Below are 25,820 nucleotides of genomic sequence, written 5' to 3'. Positions count from 1 at the left end.
CATACAGACAGGCTTTGTCGTCCCTGCTCGCGCCCGCCCGGGGTTTGGCAAACCGCAGACTCAGCTGACTCTCCACCCTGCCGAATCACACGCCGAATTTCCGGCGTGCGATGGCTGTTGAGGACTTCAACGTGACTTAGGACGGAACCCTAAAACGGCGAAAGCCTCCAGCGCCAACTGGAGGCTCTCGGAAAATCGACTTGCTGCTGCGCGCGGCTTCGATGGGGATGAAGCTAGGTGGCGTCGCAAACGCCGTCAAGCCCCCAGCGGTTTCGTGTGGCCTGACGCGAGCCGGTCCGATCGCCCCTCCAGGTCCCGTCCCGATCGAGGGACGACGATGCGAACACGCTGAAATTCCAGTCTGGCGCGCCGCTGCGGTGCGCGCTCCGAGGTCTCCTGAGGTCACCGGCTTCGGCCGGCGACAGACTCACCGGAGGCTGTGCTGTCCGTGGGCCCACACCCCCGGCGAACCCAAGGGATCCATCCCGTGACCTAACGACGAGACCCTAAAACGGCGAAAGCCCCCAGCGGGAACTGGAGGCTTTCGGAAATCTCAGATGGCCGTTGTCGTGGCGGCTCAATGATCGGGTTAAAACTAGGCGGCGATTTTTTCGCCGTCAAGCCCGAGCAGGAGATCTATTGTCTCCGCGTCTGGTGATCTCCAGGCCGTGACCGGCCTCGTCCCTTCCTCCGAGGGACTTGATGCACCCTGCTGTATCCATTGCCGATTGGCGGCCTGGCTTCGCCAAGCGCGCCGACAATTTCGAGGACGTTCGCCAGCGCGCGAGCGCCTGGCGCTGGGAGCCGGGCGTCACAATCTGGCGGATCGAGGACGCCGTGCTGCTCGGCGCCCGCGATCTGAACCCGATGCAACGGCTCGTGCTGCTGCACTACGTGCGCCGGCTGAACCAGGAGCAGCTCGAAAAGGACATCGCCTGCGTATGGCCGAGCACAGCCCGTATCGCCGCCGAGGTCGGCTGCAGCCAGAGCACCCTTCGCGCCCATCGCAAGGTCCTTGAGGCGCGCGGCTATATGGTGCGCGACTACAACCGCGCCAACCGACCCGCCGACATCGAAGCCTATGACCTGGCCCCCCTCGCGGACCGGCTTGGAGAGCTCGAGGCGAATGCCGAGGCTGTCGACGCGGAGATCCGCCAGCGCTGGGCGCAAGCTGCGGAGCATGTCGTCGCAGAGAGAGGATTCAGCGCCCAGGCGCCGGAAAGCCGGCGCCTAGAACAGTCCCATAGGAACCAAAGTTCTTCTGTACGAAGAGGAGCGGCCGCGCCTACGGCGCGAAGTCATTCAATAGCGCAGCGGCCTGCGTCCGCTGCGAGCGGCAACGCCGACAAAACCTCGACCCAAAACCTGCGTTCCGGCAATCACAGCGCCATTTGCTCTCCGGAGGGAGCAAGCGGCTTCGTTCGAGCCCAACCGGGCACCTCGGTACAGGCCGAAATGGCGCGCCAAGAGTTGCAGGCCGCCTACCAGGCCTCTCCCAGGCTCGCCGCCCTGGTCGGTCCTGGCGTTGTCGCTGACCCGCTCAGCGCGTCCCCAGCGGACCTCGCCCGGATTGCGGCTGCCTTGCCGGAGCTGCTTCCTGAGCCTGAGCGCAACAACGACCAGACCTTCGCCTGGGCCCTGTCGCGCCATGGACTGCGCGCCATCGCCATGCTGGCAATCGCAATCGAAGATCCCGACGTCCGCAGCCCCTGCAAATACTTCGGAAAAATGGCTTCCTACGACCCCCTCGGAGCTCCCGACCTGCGCCTGAACTTTGCGCGGATCCTGAAGCAGAAGGGCTGCGTGCCGCCAATCTCGGACCCGGCGCCCACGGCCGTTTCGCCCGCCGAGGTCGTGGGCGGCCCTGGCCGCGACGATCCTCGCTGGCTCCGGATCGAGGCCGAGCTGCAGAGGCGCGTGAAGACCGGCCCCTACGGGGCCTGGTTCAGCGCGATCGGATTCCATGGGATCGAGGACGGCGTGATGCAGCTCTCACATCGGAATGGCGTGGCCGCGGATCGACTGCGGCGGGACTTCGCCGCGGTGATCCAGGCGGCCGCCTTGGCCGCCGGCGAGGATGTATCGCGGGTGTTGCTCACCGTGCGCGGCCGATGATGATGGCTAGATACGCGCTAGAGGCGAAGTCGAGCTTCATCCTACATGGGGGCGCCTCAGGCGGCCCGATCGCAGAGCTTCTTGGTGACAGCTTCGACCAGTTCACCCGGCGAGAAGGGCTTCGGAAGGAAAACGCTCTCAGGCACGCCGAAGGCCTTGAACGAGGTCTGAGGTGCTTCGCCGCTAACGTAGACGACCGCGAGATCGGGGATCACTTGCCGGGCGAAGCGCGCGACGTCAAAGCCCGTAGTTCCTTTCCCGAGGTTTACATCCAGCACCAGCCCCTCGAGCGTGGGGACGCCGGCGATCCTTTCATAGGCCTCTTGGTCGTTGTTCACGCACTCGACGGCGTGTCCGCTGTCCCGCAGCGCCTCGCACATGATCTCGCAGATTGCGTGGTCATCTTCGACCACGAGGACCCTGCCCATATTTTCCAGCCCCAGCTACGCTGTACCAGCCGCAAGTAAAACAAGACGTTCCTCGCGTCAGGCTCCCGACGCATGGAAAGCCCTACGCAGCCTCAGGCGTGGTTGCAATGCACTCTGATGGTTTGGTGGAATAGCCGCAAGGTGGGCGTCGCGGTAAAGCTTCTGGGTTGCTTACCGAGGGGGTGTGCTACCTTTAGTTGACACATCACCATTGGCTCTTTCGTACGACAGGGGGAGCGTTAATGAGCCGGTGATTATCCTGTCGGACAGTGCGTCGCCTAAACTCGCGCAAAAGTGGAGCGCTTGAATGGACGATGAGCGCGCCCGACGCTGGATCGCACACTGCCACCGCATGGCGGAGGCCACCCGTGATCTCGCCGACTGGTGCGAGGACCGCGCGATGATGGCGGCCTATGCCGCTCTCGGAGCACACTGGCTGGAGATGGCCAAGAGCCCGCCAACGTCTTCGGCTGAAGCTCGCTGTGAGGACGTCAACGCCTCCTAGCGCGCTTGGCGGTCCTTCGCGATCAGCCTCTCGCGGCACAACATCCGCCGGTCGGAACAGATAGCGATCATTTAGTCCAGGTCACGCCAGAGCGGCTGATCTGTGCCAAAGACTCCAGCCCGGCGCGCCCTGGCGCGCGCTTCCGCTGGCCGGTAAAAGCCCCGCGAGAACCGCGGCCAGTCGAGCGCCCATCCGGTTTCGACCATCTGCCAGGCGATGTCCCTGCCGCGCTCGTCTACGCAGCGCGCGACGATGCGCTGATAGGACCGGCCGAGCGGGCGGCAGGTCAGGACCGGCGCCCGCACGATCTGGCGCAGCGCGCGCGTGCCGAACGCCTTACGATCGTCGTCCGGAGCGTCGATCCCCCAAATGCGGATCGACTGGCGACCGATCCTGAAGGTGTCACCGTCGATCACGTCGGCCCGGCCGACGATCTCTTGTGGCTCGCGCCGCGGCTGGCCATGACCCGGCGTGGCATGTCCCGCGACGGCCAGGATCGCAACGGCGAGACCCGCAACGGCTCCCCTAGCCACGCTTCAGCCTTCCGCCTCGTCGGCTTCACTCGAGGTTTGTCGAGGGCCGCCGGCGCGGCGCTCCGTCGACAGCACGACGGGGCCGAAGTAGCCGAAGTCGTCGCGGATCGTGTTCACAGCGAGATTGACGGCTCGGTAGGTTTTCGGCTGGTCGGACTTGTACATGTTGACCCGGTGCTCGCCCGGCCGATCGCTGAGCCGGACGTAGATCGTCCAGAGGCCCTCGGCGTCTTCGATCACGCGGCAGTCGACGACAGATCCGCCATTCTCAAGATAGATCCCGAGGCTGCGGAGTCGGATTTGCTGGTCGGGGTTCGTGGCCGACTGGATCCAAGTCTCCTCCGACTCCTGGTCAGCACGGCCGTTCGTGTCACCCATTCACGCCCCTCCCCCTCGGCGGCCGAGACTTGGCCGCGCGAGATAGCAGCTTTTTGATAGTCGCGCTTTCACCCGTGAGGCGACTGGTCAGCGCGTGGGGCGAGTAGATTCGCTTATAGGCTGAGCTGCAACCGTTGTGCGCAGCTGGCGCAAGTCGCATCTCGGCGAGCGCCGCCAGAGTGAGCGGTTGGGGCCCGGACACGGGCGTGCCGGAGCAGGCAGCAACCGGGTGCGCGCCACGACGGCGCGGCTTACGGCACCCGGCCAGGCGAACGCAGATATTTAATCAGGGCCGCGATCGCGAGCACTTCTAGAACAAGCAGGATCAGCCATTCGACGGCCATCCCGCCCATCATCAGCATCCCGCCGGATCCGCTCATCATGGCGCCGCAGTTCATTGTCCTTGGCTCCAATCCGAAAGTCGGACACCGGGGCGTCCAGTCTTTCAACGCGAGGCGGGGTGGCCAAGTCGCATCTGACCACCCCGTTGCGGCTCACTGCTTGCTGATGGCGGTGATCTCGTTCTTGCCGCCTTCAACCTTGACGTTGAAGGCGACCTTGTCGCCGGCCTTGACCTTGCTCGCGAGCGCCGGCGGGTTGGCCTTGAAGGTCATCGTCATTGCCGGCCAGCCGACGGCAGCGATCGGGCCATGCTTGATCGTGACGGTCTTGGCCTTGGAATCCACCGCCGTCACCACGCCCGTGGCGTGACCCGTCTTGGCTGCGGCCGCCGGGCCCATCGCCATGCCCTTCATGTCGTCGGCGAAAGCAGGTGCGGCGATAGCCGCTGTGAAGCCGACGAGGGCGGCGAGAGTCGAGAGTTTCATGGTGTCTCCTTGGGTTGAAAAGCTGCAGGAAGGGATCGCCGCCGGCGCAGCAGCAGGTAGCCAGCGGGAATGACGAACATCGAGAGCAGCGGGGCCGTCAGCATGCCGCCGATCATCGGCGCGGCGATGCGGCTCATGACTTCGGAGCCGGCTCCGTGGCCGAAGAGGATAGGCGCTAGACCCGCGAGGATAACGGCGACGGTCATCGCCTTTGGACGGACCCGCAGCAGCGCGCCTTCGCGAACCGCTTCGGCGACCTGCTTCTCCGATGGATTGTCGCCGCGCTCGGCGAGCGCCTCCTTCAGGTAGATCAGCATGACCACGCCGAACTCAGCCGAGACGCCGGCCAGCGCGATGAAGCCCACCCCGGTGGCGACCGACTGGTGGAAACCCAGCAGGTACAGCGTCCAGATCCCGCCGGTCAGCGCGAACGGCAGGGTTCCCATGATCAGCGCCGCCTCGTCGAACCGGCCGAAGGTGACGTAGAGCAGGACGAAGATGATCAGCAGCGTGGCTGGTACGACGAGCTTGAGCCGTTCGACCGCGCGTTGCAGGTACTCGAATTGGCCGGAGTAGGCGATCGAGACGCCGGGCGAGAGCTTTACGTCCTTGGCGACCGCCGTCTGCAGGTCGCCGACAACCGAGGCCAAATCGCGCCCGCGCACGTCGACATAGACCCAGGTCGAGGGCCGGCCGTTCTCGGTCTTGAGCATCGGCGGCCCATCGGCGATCTGCAACCTGGCGACGGTTCCCAGCGTGATCTGCTGGCCGGCGGGGGTCAGGATCGGCAGGGTGCGTAGGCCCTCAAGGCTGTCGCGCAGCTCGCGCGGATAGCGGACGTTGATCGGATAGCGGGCCAGCCCCTCCACGGTCTGGCCCACATTCTCGCCGCCGACGGCGCCGCTGACGATCGCCTGCACGTCGGTGATGTTCAGGCCGTAGCGGGCGGACGCGGCGCGATCGATATCGACGTCCACATATCGTCCGCCGGTCAGCCGTTCCGCGAGCGCCGAGCTGACGCCCGGGACGGTCTTGGCCACCGTCTCGACGTCGTGGGCGATGCGGTCCAGCTCGGCGAGGTCGGCGCCGGACACCTTCACCCCGATCGGGCTCTTGATGCCGGTCGCCAGCATGTCGATGCGGTTGCGGATCGGCGGGACCCAGACGTTGGCGAGGCCGGGGACCTTCACCGTGCGGTCCAGTTGCTCGACGAGCTTCTCCGGCGTCATGCCGGGCCGCCACTGGCTCTGCGGCTTGAACTGGATGGTGGTCTCGAACATCTCCATCGGCGCGGGATCCGTGGCGGTCTCCGCCCGGCCGGCCTTGCCGAACACGCTCTGCACCTCCGGCACGGTCTTGATCAGCCGATCGGTCTGCTGGAGCAGTTCCCCAGCCTTGGCGGCGGAGAGCCCCGGCAAGGCCGAGGGCATGTAGAGCAGGTCGCCTTCGTTGAGCTGCGGCATGAACTCGCCGCCGAGATGGGCCAACGGCCAGGCCGTGGTGGCGAAGGCCAACACGGCGACGATGAGCGTCGTCCGCGGCCGCAGCATGACCCGGTCCAGCAGCGGCTTGTAGGCGGCGGCCAGCCACCGATTGATGGGATTGCTGCTCTCCGCCGGGATGCGGCCGCGGATCAGCCAGCCCATCAGCACCGGCACCAGGGTCACCGAGAGGATCGCCGCGCCGGCCATGGCGTAGCTCTTGGTGAAGGCGAGCGGTGAGAACAGCCGTCCTTCCTGCCCTTGGAGGGAGAAGACCGGCACGAAGCTGAGGGTGATGATTACCAGGCTGAGGAACAGCGCCGGTCCGACCTTGGCGGCGGCCTCGGTGATCACGTTCCAGCGCCGTTCACCCTGCAGATGCTCGCCGGGATGGGCGGCTTCCCATCGTTCAATCTTCTTGTGGGCGTTTTCGATCATCACCACGGCGGCGTCGACCATGGCCCCGATAGCGATGGCGATGCCGCCCAGCGACATGATGTTGGCGTTCACGCCCTGGGCGCGCATGACCAGGAAGGCGAAGACGACGCCCAGCGGCAATGTCAGGATCGCCACCAGGGCCGAGCGGACGTGCCAGAGGAAGAGCGCGCAGACCAGCGCGACGACGATGAACTCCTCGATCAGCTTTTCGCGCAGGTTGCCGATCGAGCGGTCGATGAGCTGCGAGCGGTCATAGGTCGGGACGATCTCGACGCCCGGCGGCAGGCTCTTCTTCAGCTCGGCCAGCTTGGCCTTCACCGCCGCGATGGTCGCCCGGGCGTTCTTACCCGAGCGCAGGATCACCACCCCGCCGGCGACCTCGCCCTGCCCGTTCAGTTCGGCCACGCCGCGGCGCATTTCCGGCCCAAGCTGGATCGCAGCCACGTCGCCAAGCCGGACCGGAACCCCGCCGGCCGCGGTCTTCAGGGGGATGGCGCGGAAGTCGTCCAGCGTCTTCAGGTAGCCGGAGGCGCGGACCATGTACTCGGCCTCGGCCAGCTCCAGCACCGAGCCGCCTGTCTCCGCATTGGCCTCTCGGATCGCGGCGACAGCTTGCTGGTGCGTGACGCCGTAGGCGGCGAGCTTCACCGGGTCGAGCACCACCTGGTACTGCTTGACCATGCCGCCGATGCTGGCGACCTCGGCCACGCCCGGCAGGGTCTTCAGCTCGTAGCGCAAGAACCAGTCCTGCAGCGACCGCAGCTGCGAGAGGTCGTTGTGGCCGGTCCGGTCGACGAGGGCGTATTCGTAGACCCAGCCGACGCCGGTTGCGTCGGGTCCGAGGGCCGGCTTGGCCGTATCCGGCAGCCGGCTCTGCACCTGGTTCAGGTATTCCAGCACCCGCGAGCGGGCCCAGTAGAGGTCCGTTCCGTCCTCGAACAGGACGTAGACGAAGCTATCGCCGAAGAAGGAATAGCCGCGCACCGTCTTGGCGCCCGGAACCGACAGCATGGTGGTCGCGAGCGGATAGGTGACCTGGTTCTCGACGATCTGCGGCGCCTGGCCCGGATAGGGCGTGCGGATGATCACCTGCACGTCGGAGAGATCCGGCAGCGCATCCACCGGCGTCGAGCGCAAGGCCAGGACGCCGGCGGCGAGCAGGGCCAACGCGCCCAGCAGCACGAAGATGCGATGCCGGACCGAAGCGCGGATCAGGGCCGCGATCATTGCGCGCCCGTCGGCGCGAGCCGCTGCACGACCGGCCCGTCCGGTTTCTGCTCGAAGCCAAAGGCCACGCGGTCGCCGACCTTCGCGCCTTTCGCCAGCGCCGGCGACCCGAGCTTGAAGGTCATGGTCATGGCCGGCCAGCCGATCGCAGGAACCGGCTCATGGCTGAGCGTGATGGAGTCCGCCGTGAGCGACTCGATCCGGCCGCGCGTCTCGTAGAGCGCGGCCCTCGGCTGTGGCGGCGGCGTTGCGGGCGCCGTGCCGACCGCCTGTGCCTGCAGACCGGCGAGGCTGGCCTCGGAGTCGATCAGGAACTGGCCCGACGCGACCACCTTCTGGCCCTCGCTCAAGCCCGCCAGGATCTCCGTGCGGGCGCCGTCCTCCCGGCCGAGCTGGACCTCGACAGGCTGGAATCTTCCGCCGGGCCCCGCGACCATGACGATGGCGCGCTTGCCGGTGCGGATCACCGCCTCGGACGGAACCGACAGGGCCGGGTGCGCAGTCCCGCCAAGGTGCGCGGTTCCATACATCCCCGGCCGCAGCCGTCCGCCGCGATTGGATAGCTCCACCCGCACCTGAAGGGTCCGGCTCTCCGCCTGGGCGGCGGGGAGGACCGCGGCGATGCGCCCGGTGAAGGCTTCGCCCGGGAATGCCGCCAAATCTATACGGGCCGGCGCGCCGATTCGGACTTGGCCTGACTGCGCCTCCGGCACGGCCGCGGTGAGCCAGACCGTGCCGAGGCCGGAGACCTGGGCGAGCGTCTGGCCCATGTTCACCGCCATGCCTTGACGCACGTCGAGCGTTTGAATGGCCCCGCCGATCGGGCTGGTGAACGTGATGACCGTTTGCGCCTGGCCGCGGCGCGCGACGGCCTCGATCAGGCCTTCCGGCATCCCCAGGAGGCGGAGGCGCAGGCGCGCGGCCGCCTCGAGCGCTGGATCGCCGGTCCGTCGCACGGCCAGAAACTCCGCCTGGGCCCCGCCCCAGCTCGGGACCAGCAGGTCGGCGATCGGCGCGCCGGCGCGTACGACGTCTCCGGGGGCGCGGCCGTAGACCCGTTGCACGAAGCCGTTCGCCCGGGCCTGGACGATGGCGACGTCGCGCTGGTTGAACTCCAACACGCCCGGGGCGGTGAGCTCGTCGGCGAAGTCTGTGCGCTCGACGGTCGCATACCGAACCCCGAGGCTCTGCAGCCGGGCCGGGTCGATCTGGACGCCGGACGCCGCGCTCGGTCCTTCATCCGCGTAGCGGGGGACCAGCTGCATATCCATGAACGGTGACTTGCCCGGCTTGTCGAAGTGCTGGGCTGGCACCATCGGGTCGTACCAGTAGAGAACCTTTCGACCTGCCGCCGACGTCGAAGGAGCGGGGGCCGGCGACTTGCCGAGATGGCCCAAGCCGTAGCCGGCGGCGCCCGCCACCAGGGCGATAGCGGCGGCGGCAAGCGCCAGGCGCGCAGGGCTCAGGGAGCGGATCGGGCTCATGGGTTCGAAGTCTCGTAGGTGAGATTGATGCGAACCGCGTCGCCGACCACGTCCGCCTCGCGGTCCAGGGCGTCCACGCGAACTTCTGCGAGCGCCACAAAAGCCTGCAGCACGTCCGACAGGCTCGCCGTGCCAGCGGCGTAGCTCGATCGTTCGAGGTCCGCTTTGCGTCTGGCGAGCGGCACGAGCGTGCTCTGCGCCCGCATGAGCCGGTCGTGGTGCATGAGGTGGTCGGCCACGTCGACGTCGAGCTGGGCGACCAACGCGCGACGCGCCGCCTCCCGCTCGATCCGCACGCGTGACGCGGTCTCAGTCCGGGCCGCGATGACCGGGTCCTGACGTTTCCGCGCGAACAGCGGCAGGCTCATCGTCCCGCCAACCGAGACCATGTCGCCCCACATCGGGTCGCGGTGCTGGTAGGCGAGCTCCCAGCTCCAGTCCGGCCGCTTCTCGGCTCGCGCCGCCGCCACCTCGGCGCCGGCCTGGCGCTCCATGGCGTCGTAGGCCAGGAGCGAGGGATGATGATCAAGGCCGGCGCGCAACGCCCCGGGGTCGATCTCAAGCTGTGGCGGGGTTCCCGCGACCTCGGGATCCGGATCGCCAGTCCAGCGCGCCAACTCGGCGCGCGCTTTGGCTACAGCCGCGGCGAGATCGGCGCGCCGGTCGTCGAGGGCGGCGACCATCTGTTCAGGCTCCACAGTCTGCGCCGGCCTGCTAGCGCCGGAGGCGAGCTGCGAGGGCGCGGTCTTTCGGAGCGGCTCGAGCGTGGTCGCAATCTCATCGAGCGCCGCGAGGCGACGCCTCGCGAAGTAGAGATCGACCCACGCGAGGGCGGTCGCGGTCCGAACATTGCGGGCCTCGACGACCTGGCTGGATTCCGCCGCGCCAATATCGGCGGCGGCGCGGTCGCGGGCCGCTCGGCGCCTGGCTCCGTTCGGCACGTCCTGCATAACGCCGACCGTCGCCATCGTCATGCTGTCCGGTCCAAATCGACCAGCCGGCGGTCCAGAGATTGGGAAGTTGTCGAGACCGAAGCGTAGCTTCGGGTCCGGCAGCCGCCCTGCAGCCATGGCTGACGCCTGTGCGGACCGGACGTCCAGCGCCTTCGCCTCCAGGCTCGGCGCTGAATTGGCGGCGAGCTTCAGCGCCGCTTCATAGGTGAGCGGTGCAGCATGCGTGGCGCTGGCGAACAGCGCCGAGGTCAACATCAGCCAGCAGGGCCGCATATTGGCTCCTAAGGTAGGAAGGGACTGCATCCGCACGCAGGAAGCGTCGGCGGACAGGCAAGCCGCCCGCCGAACGCCCTCCGTCCCCGGGGCGGGGATAAGTAGCCGCGGGGTTGGGAGCCTAGCCGGCCTGACCGGGTTGCGCGGTCTCGCCGCGGTGGCCAGACATCATGGACATGCACTGATCGCGCATAGCCCCATCGGACTTCATCATGGAGCAGTCGCACTTGGTCTGACGCATGTGGGACTTGTGCTCGTCCTGAGCAGACGAGGCCGAAGAGGGTGCGACGTTATAGTTGCCGCCTTTGCCGTACGGCTGAGCGTGGGCGGCGGAGGCCGCGATGGAGAGTGCCAGCGCCAGAGCGCTGAGGGCCGTGAAGCTACGGTTGGTCATGGGAAATCTCCCTGAAAATCGATCCGATGCCCGGACGGAGTCGGGGCGCGCGATCCCGCGGGCTCAAGCCCGCAGGCTCAGGCGATCGATCTGGGAGGTCTTTCGAGCCGACTAGGCTCGTGGGGGTGCAAAGAGGCCACGACTGATGGGTGGGGTGCTTGTTCCACCAGGGGCAGCGGGGCCGCGACCGGCGTGCTCGGCAGGGCGGCGACAACGCCGCACATCGCCGCGCAAGCCTGCACACAGTCAGAGTCGTGGTGCTTCGACGGCCGCTCGTTCTTGCTGTGGTCGCAACAGGGGTCGGGCTTCTGCGCATCGATCCGATGCATCCCGTCCATGTCGGTCATGGGCATGGCGGCCATCGCCTGGTCGGCATGCCCGTTGCACGCAACCTGGGCCGCCGCAGCGGCGACCGGGCTCGCGAGCAGGCCAAGGACGGCCAGGAGGGCGACGACGAAGCGCATCACGCTTCAGGCTAGCGTGCCGGTCGGACAAGTCATCTAAATTCCACGACAGACTGCGAAGCTTGCACTCGACAGAGCGCGTGCGGCGTCTATCGCTGACCAAGTAACGGCCTCATGACCTCATGATTGGCCCCAGCGTGGTAGGCTAGCGCCATGAGGCGTCTCGGTGTGCTTGTAGCCGCGATCGTCGCCTTGGCCATCGCGGTCGCGCCGGTCTATGCGAGCGGCGCGGCTCCCTGTCCCTGCCCTGCGACAGCGGCGGACTGCGCCTGCCACATGGGCGGCTGCGATATGTCGACGCCACTCACCGCCGGCTGCCACTGCTCGCCCGCCATTGTTCTGGCTCCGGTCTCCATATCGGCGGCCGCTGTAGTTGAGCAGGCAAGGCGTTGGCCCGCGCCTCGTCTTTATCGGCTGTCGGGATTGCAAAGGCCGCCCCCGCTCAGGCCGCCGATTCTCGTCTGATCCCCAAAGCGCTGGCGGACATGTGTCCGCCTACAAGCCGTCGCGGCCATTCGGTGGCTGCCGACGGGGATCAGAAGGAGAATGTGATGAGGAACATTCAGAAGGTTCTCGCCATCGCCGTATTGGGCGCTGGCCTTACCAATTGCGCCACATACTCAGGCCAAGATTATGCTCTGTCGGGAAATCCCAAATTCACCACGGGAGCGTCCGCGCCGAGCGTGGTCGGCGTAGACGCCGCCGCGCACGTTCAGGCCAGCTCGGAAAACTCGAGCTTCGCCATGGGAGGTGCGCCGAGCGTGGTCGGCGTAGACGCTGCTGCGCACGAGCGCATCCATCAGCGCCCGGCATGGGCGGGAAATCCGAAGTTCACGACGGGTATATCCGCGGCTAGCCCAGTCGGCGTGCCGCAATGATTTGAACCCGCGCGGGCGACCGAATTTCAGCCGTCCGCTGCATTTCGCGGCCCGTGCTCTTGCTCGATCAGCTGGGGCGCGGGTCGCCCGCGTCGTACCGCCAAAGAACATGTGACGGGCGCTCGTGCCAAGTAAATGCCCACCGTCCCCGGGCAATTACTATCTAAGACCTGGTGGCGGGCGTGGTGAGCTGGCGGTTCTGCCCGAGCTTATCAACGCGCCTCGTGCTCCATCGCGGCCGCGGCGAGCTCTGCCCCGTCCGGCAGGCGGCCGTCAGCCTTTCGCTCGCTGTAGCGGTCCACGAGGTAGTCCGAACGATCCCGGGTCAGGAGGGTGAACTTCACCAGCTCCTCCATGACGTCCACGACCCGGTCGTAATAGGCCGACGGCTTCATACGGCCCGCCTCGTCGAACTCCTGGAACGCCTTTGCGACCGAGGACTGGTTGGGGATGGTGATCATGCGCATCCAGCGACCCAGCAGGCGCAGTGCATTGACGGCGTTGAATGATTGCGAACCGCCGCTGACCTGCATCACCGCAAGCGTGCGTCCCTGGGTCGGCCGCACGCTGCCGACCTCCAGGGGGATCCAGTCGATCTGCGCCTTCATGATCCCGGTGATGGCCCCGTGACGCTCCGGGCTGCACCACACCTGCCCTTCAGACCAGGTCGACAGCGCCCGCAGCTCCTGGACCTTGGGATGATCCGGCGAGACCGAGTCCGGCAACGGCAGGTCGCGAGGATCGAAGATCCGCGTCTCCGCGCCCAGGCGCTGAAGGATGCGGGCCGCCTCCTCGGTCAGCAGCCGACTGTACGACCGCTCGCGCAGCGAACCGTACAGCAGCAGGATCCGCGGCGGATGGCTCGCGCGGGTCCGGGGCTCAAGCTTTTCGAGCCGGGGCGGGTCGACGAACTGCGGCTGCAGGGCGGGAAAGTCGGTCATGGATAGCCTCGGGGAGGAGGGCTGCGGAAGCGACTTCAATCTGTCGCACAATTCACCTATTGTCGAAATATGGAAACCAAGTCCGCGGTCTCAAGTCTCAGCGCGCTGGCCCACGAAGGCCGTCTCTCGACCTTCCGCCTGCTCATCCAGGCGGGTGCCGAAGGCCTGGCGGCAGGCGAGATCGCTCGGCGGCTCGAGGTGCTGCCCAACACCCTGTCGGCAAGCCTGAACATCCTGAGCCACGCCGGCCTGATCACGTCGAAGCGGGACGGCCGCTCGATCATCTACAGCGCCAACTACGACGCCATGCGCGAGCTGCTCGCCTTCCTGATGGAGGATTGCTGCGGCGGCTCGCCCGAGATCTGCGCGCCCCTGGTCGCCATCGCCAGCCAATGCTGCGAGGCCGAGGGGCGCTGCGCATGAGGGAGCAAAACCAATGAGCGAGGCGGCCCCTAACAAGGTCTACAACGTCCTCTTCCTGTGCACGGGAAACTCGTGTCGCTCGATCCTGGCCGAGGCGATCATGAACCGGATCGGTCGCGGCCGGTTCAAGGCCTACTCGGCGGGCTCGATGCCGACGGGCAAGGTCAACCCGCACGCTCTGGATCTCCTCGAGCAGATGCATCACGACACCGATGGTCTGCGGTCGAAGGCGTGGGAGGAATTCACGCGGGACCAGAATCCCGACGCGCCGGAACTCGATTTCGTATTCACCGTCTGTGACAACGCCGCCGGCGAAGTCTGTCCGTTCTGGCCCGGCCAGCCGATGACGGCCCACTGGGGCATGCCGGATCCGGCCCTGGCGACGGGATCGCCCGCCGAGATCGCGATCGCCTTCGCCGACACCTATCGCATGCTCAACAATCGCATCTCGCTCTTCATGAACCTGCCGATGGCCTCGCTCGATCGCCTCGGACTTCAGAAGCGTCTCGAGGATATCGGCCAGACCCGCGACGCGCCCGCGGCGACCGCGGAATGAACGCTCCTGTCGAAACCTTGCCCCGAGCGGCGCGGCCGTTGGACGCCAGTCTCGAGCCGCCGCTCGAGCCTTTCGGCCCCGCGCGACGGCTGGCCGCGGAGGCGCTCGGCACGGCGCTGCTGCTGGCGGTCGTGGTCGGCTCGGGGATCATGGGCGATCGCCTGGCGGCGGGGAACGCCGCTGTGGCCCTGCTCGGCAACACGCTGGCGACCGGTGCGGCTCTGGTCGTGCTGATCACTATCTTCGGGCCGATCTCGGGCGCGCACTTCAACCCCGTGGTGACCGTCATGTTTGCGGCCAAACGCGAGCTGAGCTGGCGCCTGGCGCTGGCCTACATCGCGGTCCAGGCCGTAGCGGCGATCATCGGCGTCTGGGCGGCGCACCTGATGTTCGCCGAGCCGATCCTGCAGGTGTCCGCCAAGGTGCGTGACGGACTACCGCAAGGGTTCGCCGAGGCGGTGGCCACCTTCGGCCTCGTCGCCACCATCCTGGGCTCGCTGCGGTTCAAGCCCGAGAGCACGCCGATGCTCGTCGGCCTCTACATCACGGCGGCCTACTGGTTCACGGCCTCGACCTCGTTCGCCAACCCTGCGGTGACGATCGCCCGCAGCCTGACCAACACCTTCGCCGGCATCGCGCCGGCCTCTGCCCCACTGTTCATCGCCGGCCAAGTGGTCGGCGGGCTCGTGGCGGTGATCACCTTCAACTGGCTTCTGGGCCGGAGATCTGCGTCATGAGCGACTTTCCAATCACCATCTTCCACAACCCGGCGTGCGGGACCTCGCGAAACACCGTCGCAATCGTCAAAGCGGCCGGCTACGAGCCAAACGTCGTCGAGTATCTCCAGGTCGGCTGGACGAAGCCCCAGCTGGAGGAGCTGCTGGCATCAATGGACGCCAAGCCCCGCGACATCCTGCGGGACAAGGGAACCCCGGCCGCTGAACTGGGACTTCTCGAGCCGAACGTCAGCGACGACGCCATCCTGGACGCCATGGTCGAGCACCCCATCCTGGTGAACCGCCCGATCGTCGTGACACCCAAGGGTGTGAAGCTCAGCCGGCCGTCAGAGGCGGTGCTCGAGCTCCTGGACCGCAAGCCGGAGAGCTTCACGAAGGAAGACGGCGAGGTCGTTCGACTCTAAAGCCGCTGTCGAACTAATGGATCGGCAGCCGTGACCTCAGCGTCGGTTGAACCAAGGAAGCGCGACCTCGCTGCTGCGTTCGGCGGCGGCGGGGCGATCGGAGCGTTGGGCGGTCTGATCGGTCTGGGCGGCGCGGAGTTCCGCTTGCCGCTGCTGATCGGAATGTTCGGCTTCGGACCGCTCGAAGCGGTGATCATGAACAAGGCGATGAGCCTCGTCGTCGTGGCCAGCGCTCTGCCGTTTCGGCTAATGGCGGTGCCGTTGTCGGAGCTATCAGCGCACTGGACGGTGATCGCCAATCTGCTGGCCGGGAGCCTCGCTGGCGCGTGGTTCGGCGCAGGATGGGCGACGCGCCTACGGTCGGAGACGCTCTATCGCATCATCGCCGTCCTGCTGGTGGCGATCGCGATCGTGCTGCTGGTCGGACATGACACGACCAACACGGGCGGGGCGTTACTGGCGGGACCGCTCCAGATCGCCGTTGGCGTCGGCGCCGGCTTCCTCATCGGTGTCGTGGCCTCGCTGCTCGGCGTCGCGGGCGGCGAACTGCTGATCCCCACAATCGTCCTGCTCTTCGGCGCCGATATCAAACTCGCTGGAAGCCTGTCGCTCGCGGTCAGCCTCCCCACCATGATCATTGGGTTCACCCGCTACAGCCGAGACAGTAGCTTCGCCGTGCTCGGTCGCAATCGCCTGTTCCTCGCCGTGATGGCCGCCGGCTCGATCGTCGGTAGCTCCATCGGTGCGACCCTGCTGGGCATCGTCCCCAACGCCGTCCTGCTCCCGGTCCTGGCTGGGGTCCTGCTCATCAGCTCGGTCAAGGTCTGGCGGCACCGCTGACCTTCGTGCCGTCTCAGGCCGCGGCGCGGTGCTCTTCGCGGGCGGCTCTCCACACCTCGCGCGCCGCATCGGCATTCATGAGGGCGATGGCCAGACCGACAATCAGGTCGGGCCAGGCCGAGCGCCACAGAAAGGCCGTGACCAGTCCCGCCGCCACGATCGCAACATTGGCGAGGGCGTCGTTGCGCGCTGACAGGAAGGCCGCCTTTGTGAGGCTGCCGCTGTGCTGACGGTAGCGGGCCAACATGAATGCACAGGTCAGGTTCACGGCGAGCGCGCCGAGCCCTGCCAGCGAAAGCGGCCCCGGGTCGGGCGCGACCGGGACGTTGAACTTGTCCCAAGCGGTCCAGAGCGTGGCGAGGCCGGGAACGAGCAGGATGCCGGCGAGCGCCATGCCGACCCTCGCCCGACACTTTGCGGTCCAGGCTAGGGCGACCACGATCAACAGATTGACCGACGCGTCCTCGAGAAAGTCCACGGAGTCGGCGAACAGCGAGACCGAGCCGATCGACAACGCAACGGCGAACTCGATCCCGAAGTAGGCGAGGTTCAGGAGAGCGACCGCGATGACGATGCGGCGTAGGGCCGGATACGCCACGCCAAGGCCGAGGTCTTCGCTCATGGCTTCCCATAGCTGACTGAGCCGGCTCGGGCGATCGCGCTGCGGCCAAGATCGATCAGTTCTGAAAGCACAAAGGGGTGGGTCCGGTGCTGCGATCGCTCGCGAGCAACGGAGGAATTGTCATGCACGTGTTCTGTGGTCTTATGATCGCGGAGGTTGTGTCATGTCGCTAGCCAACATCGTTAGAGCCCTGGGAGGAGATCTCTACGACGGCGGGATGCGGGCGAATATTCCGGCTCCCGGGCACAGCCCTGTCGATCGCTCCGTGTCCCTGCTGCTCCGGGGCGGCCGGGTGATCGTGCACACTTTCGGCGATTGCGATTGGCGTGAGGTTCTCGACGACCTCCGGGAACGTCGTCTGATCGACGATGACAATGCGCCGACGTCGATCGCCATCGAACGGCGCGCTGACCGGTCCGACCGCGGCGCGCCGGCGTCTCACACGCAGCGCCTAGCCGCGGCTCGAAGGATCTGGGAGGACGGGCGCGGGCTTTCGGGAACGCTTTCCGAGCGTCACTGCCGGCTCCGCCACGTGAATCGTACGCTCCCCGGGCCCGACGTTGGCCGCCATTGCACCGAGACGCCGGTGGCAGCCTACGCGGAGAGCCGCTATCGGCGCCCTGCCCTCCTCGCCGCGATCGTCGACGCCGAAGGCGATTTCACCGCCGTGGAGGTGACCTACCTCGCTGCGAACGGCCGCCGAGCAAGCGACCTTCGCTTGCCGCGCAAAACAGTCGGTCAGGTTCCGTCGAGTTGCGCGATACGCATCGATCCCGCGGCTCGCGAGATGCTGGTGGGGGAAGGCTTCTTCACCACCCTTTCGGCCACAGAGCGTTTCGGCCTACCGGGCTGGGCGCTCATGTCGACGCGAAACCTGAAGACCTGGAACGCTCCGCAAGGCGTTCGCTCGGTGCTGATCGCCGCCGATCGCGGCAAGGATGGCGCCGCGTCCGCGGAGATCCTGGCGGAGCGACTGCGTCAGCAACAGCTGAAGGTGTGGATCGAGTTTCCGCCCGCGCCGCATGGCGATTTCAACGAGCTCGCCGAACACAAGGCGTCGCCGCCTTCGGTTGCCGCGCGTCTTTCTGAGGCGCGGCCCTGAAACCGCACCAGCCGATCCGAGCTTCAGGATAAGACGCTTGTACAGCTCACAGTGGAGGTCCGCGTGGCTCCTTTCGCCGAACTCTCGGCCTTCGCGCAGAGCGCCTATCCCTGGACGATCCCGGTCGCCCTCGCCCTCTCCTTTGTCGACATGCTGACGACGCTGCGCATCTACGAGACGCTCGGAGCGGCCCGTGAGGGCAATCCGCTCTATCGCTTCGCCCTGCGAAGGTTGGGGCCGCCCGGGCTTTGGCTCGCGTGGATCGCGTATTGGGCGGTTGTCCTGGCCATCTTTGGCCGCAGCAGTCTCCTGATGTTGGCCTTCGTGGCCGCCGTCACCGTCACGATCGTGAACAACGCGCTGGTCCTGTGGCGCGGGCGGGCCGGGGCAGTCTGATCTCCAAAGGAGGGAGCAAGGGACCGGCGGGGAGCCGGTAAGGCCGGAGCGAGTGGCGCTCCGGACGCCGGCGGAGGCCACCTCGATGCTTCACCGCCCCCAAACCCGCTCAGAAGTCGACTTCGTGGCAGTCGCTGCGGCGCCAGCTGCCCATGTTGTCCTGGCCGCCGCTCTGACTGCCCTGCTGGTCTTTTCTCATCTGTACCTGGCCGGGATCGCGCTGCGCCCGATGGCGACGACGGCTGTCGTGTCGTTTGTTTCGTCGTGCGCGCTCGGACTGATCCTTCGCGATCGGCGGAGGTCGACGCCGCCTCGAGCGGGGGACTGACGCCCCTCGCGCTCTCGCCGCCACGCGGCGGAGGCGACTCGTGCGCGGCGCGGCGGCTTCAGCCGCCAACGCCGCTTCCCCTTCCCCACGGCATGACTAAGCTTAGCTGTACGTCAACGCCGCTACTCGTAAGAGTAGTGCTGGCAAGTCCATCCCATGACCGATTCCCGAACCCCTAGATCAGGCAAGCCTACCGACGACGTGGACGCCGAACGCTCCATCCGCGACCGACAACTGACGACCCGCCCCGCCGGCGGGGTCATCGAGGCGGTCCGGCTCAGTCTGGGGCAAGACGGATGGCGAATGTTCGTGCGCGTCAGCTGGCGCCCTGGCGAGTTGCTCGTTCTGCAGCGATCAGCTCCGATCCCGAAAGTCTACAAGACGGCCGACAACGCCATCCAGCATTGCCGGGGGCGTTACGAATACGCCGGCGCCATCGTCGTTCGATTGAGCGAAACAGCCTCGGCGCATCGCCCGAGGCTGTTTCCACGCAGCCGCAATCATTCGTCCAGAGGGGGGAGGTCATGCGCCAAGCGCTTCGTCCCGGAACCCAGCGATGAGCCGAACCCGGCATTCGAAGCCTTGCGGACAGCTGGATGGAGCCGTTCGTCCTCTGAAAAAGAAGGGAGGAAGGGAGGCGCAGGATGCGCCCAGGGGCAGGATGGCCCTCGCCCACGGCGCTGGAACCCACTCCGATGTCCCAAGCCGCCAACTCCGCCGAGCCGGTCAACCGGCAGATCTTCGTCCCGTTGAAGGACGTCGGCCTCGCGCCTGAGAATATGCGCTTCGACGAGCCGATCGACGCCGGCGTCCCGCAGCTCGGCGAGACCATCCACGCGGCCGGCATCCTGATTCCGATCGCCATCCGGCCGGGACGCAAGAACGAGCAGCCCTATATGGCGCTCGACGGCCGCCGCCGGCGCTACGCTCTCCTCGGCTTGCTCGAGGCCGGCCGGATCGCCGAGGACTACCCGGTCAAGTGCGAGCTCTTCGAGACCAAGGCCGAGCAGCTGGCCGCGCTCTCGCTGACCAACACCGAGCGCGCGCCAGTCCACGTCGCCGACGTGATCCTGACGATCGGCAGGCTGCGCAAATCGAGAATGGACACCGGGGCGATCGCCAAGGCGCTCGGCTACCCGGAGATCGAGATCAAGCGCCTGCAGGCGCTCGCCGGCGTCCACGACACCGTTCTAGATGCGCTGCGCGCTGGCAAGATGACCCTGAAGCAGGTCCGGCTCTGCGCCCGGCTCGAGGACAAGGCGCAGCAGGCCGAGATGGCGGAGGACGCCCTGGAGGGTCGGCTGCACGACTACCACCTGCACCAGGCCGTCACCGGGGAACAGATCACCGTCGAGGATCCTCGTTTCACCCTCGTGGGCGCCCGCTACAGCGAGGCCGGCGGCCGTGTGGCCAGCGACCTCTTCGGCGAACTGCCCGATCGCGTGCTTGACGCCGACAAACTGCAGGCGCTCTGGGTCGAGCGGGTGCAGCCCTTCGTCGAGATGTTCAAGCAGCTCGAGTTCGCGGTCTTCCTCGGCCGCGAGAGCGGCTACGGCGCGCCTGACGGCTTCGAGCGCCTGCCCTACGTCAACACCTACTACCTGGCGCCGGAGGTGAAGGCGAAGGTGGTCGCCGCGCGCGAGAAGCTCGAAGCCGCCCGCTCGGCGATCGGCGACGTGGACCTGGCGGGCGATAGCGCCTTCGAGACGCTGTTCCCGGTCCTGCAGGCGACGATGGAGTTGGCCGCCGCGCCCCTGACCAGCATGAAGCTCGGCGCGGTCCTCATCACGCCCGACGCCCAGGACGGGCTCGACGTCGAGTTCTACGGCGTGTGGACCCCAGCCGAGAACGTCGCTGCCGGCGACGACGGCGAGGACGACGAAAGCGAGAATGGCGAAGACGACATCCGCGGGCCCGCCCAGCGCGAGCTTGAGATCCCCGACGTCGAGGTCGACATCGAGGGCGCCAGCAACGTGTTGCACGCGACGCGCACGGACGTCGCCACCCGCGGCCTGATCCGCGACTTGGCCGACAATCCGGGCGTGGCGCTAACCGCGCTGATCGCCCAGCTCTTCAAGGCGATCACGTTCACCGCAGGGGTCCGCCAGGGCAGCTCGGCGCTGAAGATCGACGCCACGGCCTACAGCCGCCGCTCGACGCCTGTGATCGCCGCGCTCGACGGCGAGGTCCGCGCCCGGTTGGCGGCCCGGCGCGACGCCTACCGCGCCTCAGGCCTGCGGCCGATCGCCTGGGTCGACAGCCTGCCGCACGGCGAGAAGATGGCCCTGCTCGCCGAGCTCACGGCGATGTCGCTCGATGTGCGCGAAGAGCGGAAAGACATGATCCGGCGGTCCGCCCGCGCCGAGGCGGCCGAGATCGCCCACCTCTGCACCGCGGACATCACCGTGCACTGGACACCCGATGCGGCCTTCCTCGGCTTCCACACCAAGAAGCAGCTGATCGAGCTGCTCGATGAGATGCAGGTCGAGGACGCACGTGCGACGTCGCTGAAGAAGGACGATCTCGTCCCCTTCGTGGTCGACGCCTGCGCCGAACGCCAGTGGGCGCCCAAGGTGCTCTCCTGGCAGCTGGCGCCCGCCGAGGCCGAGCTGGAGGACGAATCGCCGGAGGATGGCGTCGTTGAGCCGGTTGTGTCTGACGACGCTTCGACGGAGTCGGGCGATGCCGTCATGCCCGACGAGGAAGTGGCAGATTTTTCTGCCCAAGCTGGGATCGATCACCAGGCCGTGGCCTGAGCCTTGGACCGGCCTCCGCGCCGTACGCGGCGCGGAGTTCGGTCCGTTCCTCGACATCGTGGGGACCTCGGCCTGGCCGCCGTGTCGGATGACACCGTGCAACGCCTCGTCGCCAAGCAAGCGCGCACCCTGCGCGGAGCGCCAGTGGCAGATCGCCACGGTTCGGGTTATCTCATCCGCAGTCCCAGCGCCTGCGCGCGGAGGCGGCGGGCCAATAGGCCCGCCCTCTGAAGCTCGCCGACGCCGTGATGAACGACCGCCACAGTAGGCGGGAGCGCCGGCCGTCAACGGCGCAAGGCCGTTCCCCCTGCGGGTGACTGCCGGGCTCTGCTTCCCGCCTCAGCTGAGGGCGTCATCACGGCCAAATCGGCCAGCCACAGAGGAGGATCTATGATTGAGAAACGCCGCCCCCAACCCAAGCGCGCAAGCGCCGTGACCCCGAAAAACCCGAAAGCCGCCAGCGAGCGCTACTGGCGCACCTTCATCCGGAAGCTCGGCGAAGCGATCGACCTTGGCGGCAAGACCTTGACCGCGGCCGGCGCAGCCGGGGTCCTCGCGCCCCTCGCGACGAAAGCCGTCCTGCGGATCCCGACCGGCAGCATCGTCGCGACCATCGTCGTCGGCATTGCATTCGTGGTGCTCGGCGTCCATCTTCAGGCTCTAGCCGACAAGGCCAAAACCGATGAATGACCCCACCATCCAGATCCTGATCTTCGGCGGCGTCGTCCTCGCGATCGGGCTCTTCTTCGAGCGGGTCGCTCGCAAGAAGCTCCATCTCGACGATCGGGAGTAGCCCCCGGCGACATCAAATTTGAAGCCCCGTCGGCGAACCCGGCGGGGTTTTCGTTTTAATCAGCCGAGGGCCTGCCACGAGGGCTCGCGCCTGCGTGGTGCGCCGTCCCACTCCGGACCGCTAACTCGCCGCCTTCTTCTCCGCCCCGGGCTTCTTCGGTGCGCCGCTCGCTGCCGCGCGGGACTTCGTCGCGCGGCGTGGCGCCGGCGGCGATGAGCCGCCTAGGCTCGCTTTCAGCGCCGCCATCAGATCGGTGATCTGGGCTTCATTCGGCGCGGTCTTGCGCGACCGGGTGAGGCCATGGGTTTTCTGCTTTTCCGCGATCAGCGCCCTCACCGCTTCCTGGTAGCGGTCGACGAACGCCGTCGGGTCGAACGGACCTTCGTGCTGGCGCAGGATCTGCTTGGCGATCGCCACCATCTTCGGATCCGCCTCGCCGTCCGGCAGGCGATCGAAGAACTCGCCCGCCGGCCGCACCTCCCGATGCGTGCGGATGGCGTGCGCCACGATCCCTTTCCCGCGCACCTCGAGCGCGAACTGACGCTCGCGCCCGCTCATCACCACACGCGCCAGCGCCACCTGGCCACCCTCCCGCATCGCCTCGCGGATCACCTGATACGGCTCGTGCGCCAGATCGTCATCCGGCGTCAGGTAATAGGGCGCGTCCCAGTAAAGCCGGTCGATCTCCGCCTCGGCCACGAACCGCTCGATCTGGATCGCGCCGTTGCTTTCCAGCCGAAGGTTGCGGATCTCCTCCTCGGTGACGGTGACGTACAGGCCTTTGTCGACCTCGTAGCCCTTCACGAGGTCGGAGCGGTTGACCTCGCCCAGCTCCGGATCCTTCGGTTTCATGTTGATGCGGTTGCCCGTTTCCGGGTTGATCAAGTTGAAGCTCGTGCCCCGGCGGGCCGGTTCCACGGCCTTGTAGAGCGCGACGGGGCAGGTCACGAGCGACAGCTTCAGGTGGCCCTGCCAGGCGGGTTGGTAGACCATGGGTTGCACTAAAGTGTTGAAGAGATTCACAATTTAGGCTCGACCCTCCGACGGCAAGCGTAGCTGCCGGGATTTGCTGCTGACGCCGTTCCGCGAGTGCTCACCCGAGACACGATCCAGGCGGCCCAGGACGATTGGGTTGGGCGCGTCCTGCGGACCGGGCTCTACTCCGCGCTTCGCCCTCCGCGGAGCCTTTGCTACGCAAAGTCTCCGCCGCCCGAGCCGCCTCCGGAGCCCGCAAGCGGTCTCCTCCAGCTGGCGGTCACAATCCCTCGCGCGTGTCCTCAGGCTGACGGCAGAGGGGTCCGGGCACTCACCGCTCTCCTTGCTCGTCCAGCGCTCGGGCGCCGGACCGTATATGTCCGTCGGCGCAATCCGCTTCTGTGTTGGCGGCGGCGGACGGGCCCGGGGCAAGGCTAAAAGGAAGGGACCGGAGCGGGCGAGCGCTCCGGGAATGGGTCCTGGGCGCCTGGAAGCAGCGCCATGTCCATCTCCTTCGCCGACCTGATGACCGACATCGTCGCCCGTATCGAGGCGGGCACGCCGCCCTGGCGCCAGCCGTGGGTCAACTCGACCGATCCCACATTGCCGCTCCGGTCCAACGGCGAGGCCTTCACCGGTTCCAACGCCTGGCTGCTGGCCTTCGCCGGCGCCGTACGCGGCTACGCCTCGCCCTACTGGTTCACCTTCAAACAAGCCTTGGAGATCGGCGCGCCGGTTCGGAAAGGCGCGAAGGCCGCGCCGGCGATTCTCTACAAACAGCGGATCGTCGACGGCGACGCCGGCGAGGGCTCTGACGGCGAGGGCGAGACCAAGATCGCCCGCTACATGAAGACCTACGCGGTCTTCAACGCGGCCGACCTGACCGACTGCCCGGAAAGGTACCTGGCCGCCCCCGAGGTCGACCCCGACGCCCGCGCTGCGGCCCGTAATGCGGTGCTTGACGCCATTCCGGCCAAGATCGAGATCGGCGGTTCCCGCGCCTGCTATAGTCCCCGCGGGGACTTCATCCGCCTACCGCCGCCGGAGGCCTTCGAGACCGTCGATGACTTCCTGGCGACGAAAGCTCATGAGGCGGTTCACTGGTCGGGAGCCGCCCACCGGCTGAACCGCGAGTTCGGCAAGCGTTTCGGCGATGAGGCCTACGCCTTCGAGGAGCTGGTCGCCGAGATTTCCGCCTGCGCCATGGGTCTGCAGATCGGTTTGCGCCCTCAGCTGCTCGACAGCCACGCCGCCTATTTGGGCCACTGGGCGAAGATCCTGAAATCGCGCCCCAATGCGCTAATGGAGGCCTCGGGCCACGCCCAACGGGCCGTTGACTACCTGCTCGCCTTCAGTGCGCCGGCGACGGCCGCGGCGTCGATCGCCGTCTGAGCCTCCCTTCAATCTCACCAGGAGACCGCCGCCACGGCGCAGCTATCGCTGGGCTGAGGAGGATGGAGGAAGGGACAGATGGGGTGCGCTCGAAGGGAGCGAGACAGGAGATTGCCCCATGTCCGACCTCGGCTGGTCCGACGCTCGCGTCGACCTACTCAGGAAGCTCTGGCAGGATGGAATGTCCGCAAGCCAGATCGCCAAGCAGCTCGGCGGGGTCACCCGCAACGCGGTGATCGGCAAAGTTCACCGTATCGGACTGTCCGGCCGAGCTGCGCCCTCGCCGCCTGCGCGGACGATCCTCCGCGCGCCGCGGCCGCCCAGGGCCCGCCCGGCGCCGCCTTCGAGGCCGAGGGGCGTCGCCTGCCCTCCGACTGTGGCCAAAGTTCAGCCGGCTCGGATCGTCGATGAGGGCCCCGGCTGCGCGACCCTGCTCACGCTCAGTGCGCATATGTGCAAGTGGCCAATCGGCGACCCGCTCTTGGACGGGTTCACCTACTGCGGCCGGCCAGCCGAAGGCCCCTATTGCCAGGGTCACTCGGAGGTTGCCTACAGGCCGGGGAAGCCCAAGCCGCTCGACCGGGACCCGGAGATCCGGCGCGCGCTCGCCCGTTACTCCTCCTGAGGTGCGGCATGCGGACGTTCGGCGTCTCGCGCCAAAGCGTCGTGACGCCCATGACACCGCGCTACGCGCACGCCTTCCAGCTCGCCGAGGCGTGCCTGTTCGGTCTCTGCGACGAGGTCTCCTACGCCAGGCGCCGGGTCCGGGCGCGCCAGCTGCGGCTTGAGGGCCGCGGCGGCGATATCGACGACGGCGGCTTCGCCCCCCTGCCCTAGCGCAGACGGCGCCCGAAGCGCCCTCCCCCAACCACATCAGGAGACCGCGATGTCTCGCACCGTCATCATCACCTGGCGGGATGAAGCCTATGGCTCGCTGTCGGGCGTGTCCTGCGCCTTCCGCCTCTACGACTGCGCCTCGTTCAGTGACGGCGCGGTTCGCAGGATCCACGGCAAGGCTCGCAAGGCCGGCTTCAGCTGGAACCCGGAGCGCTGCGCCTGGATCACCTACAAGCTCGCCTCAGCCCATAAGTTCGTCGCCGGCCTGGAGGTCCTCGGCTACGTCGTTGCGCATGCCGGCATGTGGCGCGAGCTGCCGCCCCTCTCGGAGGCGGCCTGA

28 protein-coding genes are annotated in these 25,820 nt (G+C 67.3%); 15 read left to right on the top strand and 13 right to left on the bottom strand.

Going from position 1 to position 25,820, the window contains the following annotated elements; genetic code table 11:
- Nucleotides 1-702 precede the first annotated feature (702 nt).
- The gene (locus tag ACSQ2B_RS26045; RefSeq protein ID WP_436054329.1) at nt 703-2,115 is read left to right on the top strand and encodes a helix-turn-helix domain-containing protein; all 1,413 of its coding nucleotides are present in this window, start codon (nt 703-705) and stop codon (nt 2,113-2,115) included.
- Between the two features lie 56 nt (nt 2,116-2,171).
- On the opposite strand, the gene ACSQ2B_RS26040 is transcribed toward ACSQ2B_RS26045, so the two are convergent.
- Nucleotides 2,172-2,543 (bottom strand): response regulator, encoded by a 372-nt coding sequence (locus ACSQ2B_RS26040; RefSeq protein WP_436054328.1) that lies wholly within the window; start codon nt 2,541-2,543, stop codon nt 2,172-2,174.
- Nucleotides 2,544-2,850: 307 nt separating this feature from the next.
- Here ACSQ2B_RS26040 and ACSQ2B_RS26035 point away from each other — a divergent pair, with 307 nt between their 5' ends.
- On the top strand, nt 2,851-3,048 hold the full coding sequence (locus tag ACSQ2B_RS26035) for a hypothetical protein (RefSeq protein ID WP_436054327.1): 198 nt from the start codon (nt 2,851-2,853) through the stop codon (nt 3,046-3,048).
- A 71-nt stretch (nt 3,049-3,119) separates the two neighbouring features.
- On the opposite strand, the gene ACSQ2B_RS26030 is transcribed toward ACSQ2B_RS26035, so the two are convergent.
- The 10 genes from ACSQ2B_RS26030 to arsH form a co-directional block, all read right to left on the bottom strand.
- A complete protein-coding gene (locus tag ACSQ2B_RS26030; RefSeq protein ID WP_436054326.1) occupies nt 3,120-3,581 on the bottom strand; it encodes a thermonuclease family protein in 462 nt (153 codons plus the stop codon).
- A gap of 3 nt (nt 3,582-3,584) precedes the next feature.
- On the bottom strand, nt 3,585-3,959 hold the full coding sequence (locus ACSQ2B_RS26025; protein WP_436054325.1) for a hypothetical protein: 375 nt from the start codon (nt 3,957-3,959) through the stop codon (nt 3,585-3,587).
- Between the two features lie 251 nt (nt 3,960-4,210).
- Complete coding sequence (locus ACSQ2B_RS26020; RefSeq protein ID WP_436054324.1) at nt 4,211-4,357, bottom strand: hypothetical protein; 147 nt, start codon at nt 4,355-4,357, stop codon at nt 4,211-4,213.
- 96 nt (nt 4,358-4,453) lie between these two features.
- Nucleotides 4,454-4,786 (bottom strand): copper-binding protein, encoded by a 333-nt coding sequence (locus ACSQ2B_RS26015; protein WP_436054323.1) that lies wholly within the window; start codon nt 4,784-4,786, stop codon nt 4,454-4,456.
- Complete coding sequence (locus tag ACSQ2B_RS26010; RefSeq protein ID WP_436054322.1) at nt 4,783-7,932, bottom strand: efflux RND transporter permease subunit; 3,150 nt, start codon at nt 7,930-7,932, stop codon at nt 4,783-4,785. The genes ACSQ2B_RS26015 and ACSQ2B_RS26010 overlap by 4 nt, the downstream gene beginning before the upstream one ends.
- Nucleotides 7,929-9,416, bottom strand: a complete 1,488-nt coding sequence (locus ACSQ2B_RS26005) for an efflux RND transporter periplasmic adaptor subunit (RefSeq protein WP_436054321.1) — start codon at nt 9,414-9,416, stop codon at nt 7,929-7,931. Before ACSQ2B_RS26005 ends, ACSQ2B_RS26010 begins: the two co-directional genes overlap by 4 nt.
- The gene (locus ACSQ2B_RS26000) at nt 9,413-10,642 is read right to left on the bottom strand and encodes a TolC family protein (RefSeq protein WP_436054320.1); all 1,230 of its coding nucleotides are present in this window, start codon (nt 10,640-10,642) and stop codon (nt 9,413-9,415) included. The genes ACSQ2B_RS26005 and ACSQ2B_RS26000 overlap by 4 nt, the downstream gene beginning before the upstream one ends.
- A 121-nt stretch (nt 10,643-10,763) precedes the next feature.
- Nucleotides 10,764-11,036, bottom strand: a complete 273-nt coding sequence (locus tag ACSQ2B_RS25995; RefSeq protein ID WP_436054319.1) for a hypothetical protein — start codon at nt 11,034-11,036, stop codon at nt 10,764-10,766.
- A gap of 77 nt (nt 11,037-11,113) precedes the next feature.
- Nucleotides 11,114-11,500 (bottom strand): hypothetical protein, encoded by a 387-nt coding sequence (locus tag ACSQ2B_RS25990; RefSeq protein WP_436054318.1) that lies wholly within the window; start codon nt 11,498-11,500, stop codon nt 11,114-11,116.
- 1,090 nt (nt 11,501-12,590) lie between these two features.
- Nucleotides 12,591-13,319: an arsenical resistance protein ArsH gene (gene arsH, locus ACSQ2B_RS25985; RefSeq protein ID WP_436054317.1), complete on the bottom strand. Its 729-nt coding sequence runs from the start codon at nt 13,317-13,319 to the stop codon at nt 12,591-12,593.
- A gap of 69 nt (nt 13,320-13,388) precedes the next feature.
- On the opposite strand from arsH, the gene ACSQ2B_RS25980 reads away from it, so the two are divergent.
- The 5 genes from ACSQ2B_RS25980 to ACSQ2B_RS25960 are packed head-to-tail and all read left to right on the top strand — an operon-like array spanning nt 13,389 to nt 16,279.
- Nucleotides 13,389-13,742 (top strand): ArsR/SmtB family transcription factor, encoded by a 354-nt coding sequence (locus ACSQ2B_RS25980; RefSeq protein WP_436054316.1) that lies wholly within the window; start codon nt 13,389-13,391, stop codon nt 13,740-13,742.
- A gap of 13 nt (nt 13,743-13,755) precedes the next feature.
- Nucleotides 13,756-14,298, top strand: coding sequence for an arsenate reductase ArsC (locus ACSQ2B_RS25975; RefSeq protein WP_436054315.1), 543 nt, complete (start codon nt 13,756-13,758; stop codon nt 14,296-14,298).
- Nucleotides 14,295-15,035, top strand: coding sequence for an MIP/aquaporin family protein (locus tag ACSQ2B_RS25970; RefSeq protein ID WP_436054314.1), 741 nt, complete (start codon nt 14,295-14,297; stop codon nt 15,033-15,035). Before ACSQ2B_RS25975 ends, ACSQ2B_RS25970 begins: the two co-directional genes overlap by 4 nt.
- Nucleotides 15,032-15,439 (top strand): arsenate reductase (glutaredoxin), encoded by a 408-nt coding sequence (arsC, locus tag ACSQ2B_RS25965; RefSeq protein ID WP_436054313.1) that lies wholly within the window; start codon nt 15,032-15,034, stop codon nt 15,437-15,439. The genes ACSQ2B_RS25970 and arsC overlap by 4 nt, the downstream gene beginning before the upstream one ends.
- Nucleotides 15,440-15,469: 30 nt before the next feature.
- Entirely contained in the window at nt 15,470-16,279 is an 810-nt protein-coding gene (locus ACSQ2B_RS25960) for a sulfite exporter TauE/SafE family protein (protein WP_436054312.1), read from the top strand.
- A gap of 13 nt (nt 16,280-16,292) precedes the next feature.
- Here ACSQ2B_RS25960 and ACSQ2B_RS25955 read toward each other — a convergent pair whose 3' ends face one another.
- Complete coding sequence (locus ACSQ2B_RS25955; protein WP_436054311.1) at nt 16,293-16,901, bottom strand: cation transporter; 609 nt, start codon at nt 16,899-16,901, stop codon at nt 16,293-16,295.
- A 163-nt stretch (nt 16,902-17,064) separates the two neighbouring features.
- Between ACSQ2B_RS25955 and ACSQ2B_RS25950 the strand changes: the two genes are divergently transcribed.
- The 4 genes from ACSQ2B_RS25950 (at nt 17,065) to ACSQ2B_RS25935 (ending at nt 22,173) form a co-directional block, all read left to right on the top strand.
- Entirely contained in the window at nt 17,065-18,003 is a 939-nt protein-coding gene (locus tag ACSQ2B_RS25950; protein WP_436054310.1) for a toprim domain-containing protein, read from the top strand.
- A gap of 63 nt (nt 18,004-18,066) precedes the next feature.
- Complete coding sequence (locus ACSQ2B_RS25945) at nt 18,067-18,399, top strand: hypothetical protein (protein WP_436054309.1); 333 nt, start codon at nt 18,067-18,069, stop codon at nt 18,397-18,399.
- 1,023 nt (nt 18,400-19,422) lie between these two features.
- Nucleotides 19,423-21,483: a ParB/RepB/Spo0J family partition protein gene (locus tag ACSQ2B_RS25940; RefSeq protein WP_436054308.1), complete on the top strand. Its 2,061-nt coding sequence runs from the start codon at nt 19,423-19,425 to the stop codon at nt 21,481-21,483.
- Between the two features lie 390 nt (nt 21,484-21,873).
- Nucleotides 21,874-22,173 carry a hypothetical protein gene (locus ACSQ2B_RS25935; RefSeq protein WP_436054307.1) on the top strand — a complete coding sequence of 100 codons (300 nt, stop codon included), beginning with the start codon at nt 21,874-21,876 and terminating at the stop codon, nt 22,171-22,173.
- A gap of 223 nt (nt 22,174-22,396) precedes the next feature.
- On the opposite strand, the gene ACSQ2B_RS25930 is transcribed toward ACSQ2B_RS25935, so the two are convergent.
- Nucleotides 22,397-23,299: a Ku protein gene (locus tag ACSQ2B_RS25930; RefSeq protein WP_436054306.1), complete on the bottom strand. Its 903-nt coding sequence runs from the start codon at nt 23,297-23,299 to the stop codon at nt 22,397-22,399.
- A gap of 453 nt (nt 23,300-23,752) precedes the next feature.
- On the opposite strand from ACSQ2B_RS25930, the gene ACSQ2B_RS25925 reads away from it, so the two are divergent.
- The 4 genes from ACSQ2B_RS25925 to ACSQ2B_RS25910 all read left to right on the top strand — a co-directional run bounded on the left by ACSQ2B_RS25925 (nt 23,753) and on the right by ACSQ2B_RS25910 (nt 25,820).
- Nucleotides 23,753-24,643, top strand: coding sequence for an ArdC family protein (locus tag ACSQ2B_RS25925; RefSeq protein ID WP_436054305.1), 891 nt, complete (start codon nt 23,753-23,755; stop codon nt 24,641-24,643).
- Between the two features lie 118 nt (nt 24,644-24,761).
- A complete protein-coding gene (locus tag ACSQ2B_RS25920; protein ID WP_436054304.1) occupies nt 24,762-25,268 on the top strand; it encodes a GcrA family cell cycle regulator in 507 nt (168 codons plus the stop codon).
- Nucleotides 25,269-25,276: 8 nt separating this feature from the next.
- Nucleotides 25,277-25,480 (top strand): hypothetical protein, encoded by a 204-nt coding sequence (locus ACSQ2B_RS25915; RefSeq protein ID WP_436054303.1) that lies wholly within the window; start codon nt 25,277-25,279, stop codon nt 25,478-25,480.
- Nucleotides 25,481-25,529: 49 nt separating this feature from the next.
- Nucleotides 25,530-25,820, top strand: a complete 291-nt coding sequence (locus ACSQ2B_RS25910; RefSeq protein ID WP_436054302.1) for a hypothetical protein — start codon at nt 25,530-25,532, stop codon at nt 25,818-25,820.

Origin of the sequence: Phenylobacterium sp. LjRoot225 (assembly GCF_964252855.1) — a bacterium.
GTDB lineage: Bacteria > Pseudomonadota > Alphaproteobacteria > Caulobacterales > Caulobacteraceae > Phenylobacterium.
The sequence above is the reverse complement of the archived record's forward strand: the minus strand, read 5'-3'. Positions and strand labels throughout refer to the sequence as shown.

What these genes read in the sequence shown, in the direction of transcription:
- ACSQ2B_RS26045 (WP_436054329.1), top strand. Translation starts at nt 703, where the DNA reads ATGCACCCTGCTGTATCCATTGCCGATTGGCGGCCTGGCTTCGCCAAG.
- ACSQ2B_RS26040 (WP_436054328.1), bottom strand. Translation starts at nt 2,543, where the DNA reads ATGGGCAGGGTCCTCGTGGTCGAAGATGACCACGCAATCTGCGAGATC.
- ACSQ2B_RS26035 (WP_436054327.1), top strand. Translation starts at nt 2,851, where the DNA reads ATGGACGATGAGCGCGCCCGACGCTGGATCGCACACTGCCACCGCATG.
- ACSQ2B_RS26025 (WP_436054325.1), bottom strand. Translation starts at nt 3,959, where the DNA reads ATGGGTGACACGAACGGCCGTGCTGACCAGGAGTCGGAGGAGACTTGG.
- ACSQ2B_RS26020 (WP_436054324.1), bottom strand. Translation starts at nt 4,357, where the DNA reads ATGAACTGCGGCGCCATGATGAGCGGATCCGGCGGGATGCTGATGATG.
- ACSQ2B_RS26015 (WP_436054323.1), bottom strand. Translation starts at nt 4,786, where the DNA reads ATGAAACTCTCGACTCTCGCCGCCCTCGTCGGCTTCACAGCGGCTATC.
- ACSQ2B_RS26010 (WP_436054322.1), bottom strand. Translation starts at nt 7,932, where the DNA reads ATGATCGCGGCCCTGATCCGCGCTTCGGTCCGGCATCGCATCTTCGTG.
- ACSQ2B_RS26005 (WP_436054321.1), bottom strand. Translation starts at nt 9,416, where the DNA reads ATGAGCCCGATCCGCTCCCTGAGCCCTGCGCGCCTGGCGCTTGCCGCC.
- ACSQ2B_RS26000 (WP_436054320.1), bottom strand. Translation starts at nt 10,642, where the DNA reads ATGCGGCCCTGCTGGCTGATGTTGACCTCGGCGCTGTTCGCCAGCGCC.
- ACSQ2B_RS25995 (WP_436054319.1), bottom strand. Translation starts at nt 11,036, where the DNA reads ATGACCAACCGTAGCTTCACGGCCCTCAGCGCTCTGGCGCTGGCACTC.
- ACSQ2B_RS25990 (WP_436054318.1), bottom strand. Translation starts at nt 11,500, where the DNA reads ATGCGCTTCGTCGTCGCCCTCCTGGCCGTCCTTGGCCTGCTCGCGAGC.
- arsH (WP_436054317.1), bottom strand. Translation starts at nt 13,319, where the DNA reads ATGACCGACTTTCCCGCCCTGCAGCCGCAGTTCGTCGACCCGCCCCGG.
- ACSQ2B_RS25980 (WP_436054316.1), top strand. Translation starts at nt 13,389, where the DNA reads ATGGAAACCAAGTCCGCGGTCTCAAGTCTCAGCGCGCTGGCCCACGAA.
- ACSQ2B_RS25975 (WP_436054315.1), top strand. Translation starts at nt 13,756, where the DNA reads ATGAGCGAGGCGGCCCCTAACAAGGTCTACAACGTCCTCTTCCTGTGC.
- ACSQ2B_RS25970 (WP_436054314.1), top strand. Translation starts at nt 14,295, where the DNA reads ATGAACGCTCCTGTCGAAACCTTGCCCCGAGCGGCGCGGCCGTTGGAC.
- arsC (WP_436054313.1), top strand. Translation starts at nt 15,032, where the DNA reads ATGAGCGACTTTCCAATCACCATCTTCCACAACCCGGCGTGCGGGACC.
- ACSQ2B_RS25955 (WP_436054311.1), bottom strand. Translation starts at nt 16,901, where the DNA reads ATGAGCGAAGACCTCGGCCTTGGCGTGGCGTATCCGGCCCTACGCCGC.
- ACSQ2B_RS25950 (WP_436054310.1), top strand. Translation starts at nt 17,065, where the DNA reads ATGTCGCTAGCCAACATCGTTAGAGCCCTGGGAGGAGATCTCTACGAC.
- ACSQ2B_RS25940 (WP_436054308.1), top strand. Translation starts at nt 19,423, where the DNA reads ATGTCCCAAGCCGCCAACTCCGCCGAGCCGGTCAACCGGCAGATCTTC.
- ACSQ2B_RS25935 (WP_436054307.1), top strand. Translation starts at nt 21,874, where the DNA reads ATGATTGAGAAACGCCGCCCCCAACCCAAGCGCGCAAGCGCCGTGACC.
- ACSQ2B_RS25925 (WP_436054305.1), top strand. Translation starts at nt 23,753, where the DNA reads ATGTCCATCTCCTTCGCCGACCTGATGACCGACATCGTCGCCCGTATC.
- ACSQ2B_RS25920 (WP_436054304.1), top strand. Translation starts at nt 24,762, where the DNA reads ATGTCCGACCTCGGCTGGTCCGACGCTCGCGTCGACCTACTCAGGAAG.
- ACSQ2B_RS25915 (WP_436054303.1), top strand. Translation starts at nt 25,277, where the DNA reads ATGCGGACGTTCGGCGTCTCGCGCCAAAGCGTCGTGACGCCCATGACA.
- ACSQ2B_RS25910 (WP_436054302.1), top strand. Translation starts at nt 25,530, where the DNA reads ATGTCTCGCACCGTCATCATCACCTGGCGGGATGAAGCCTATGGCTCG.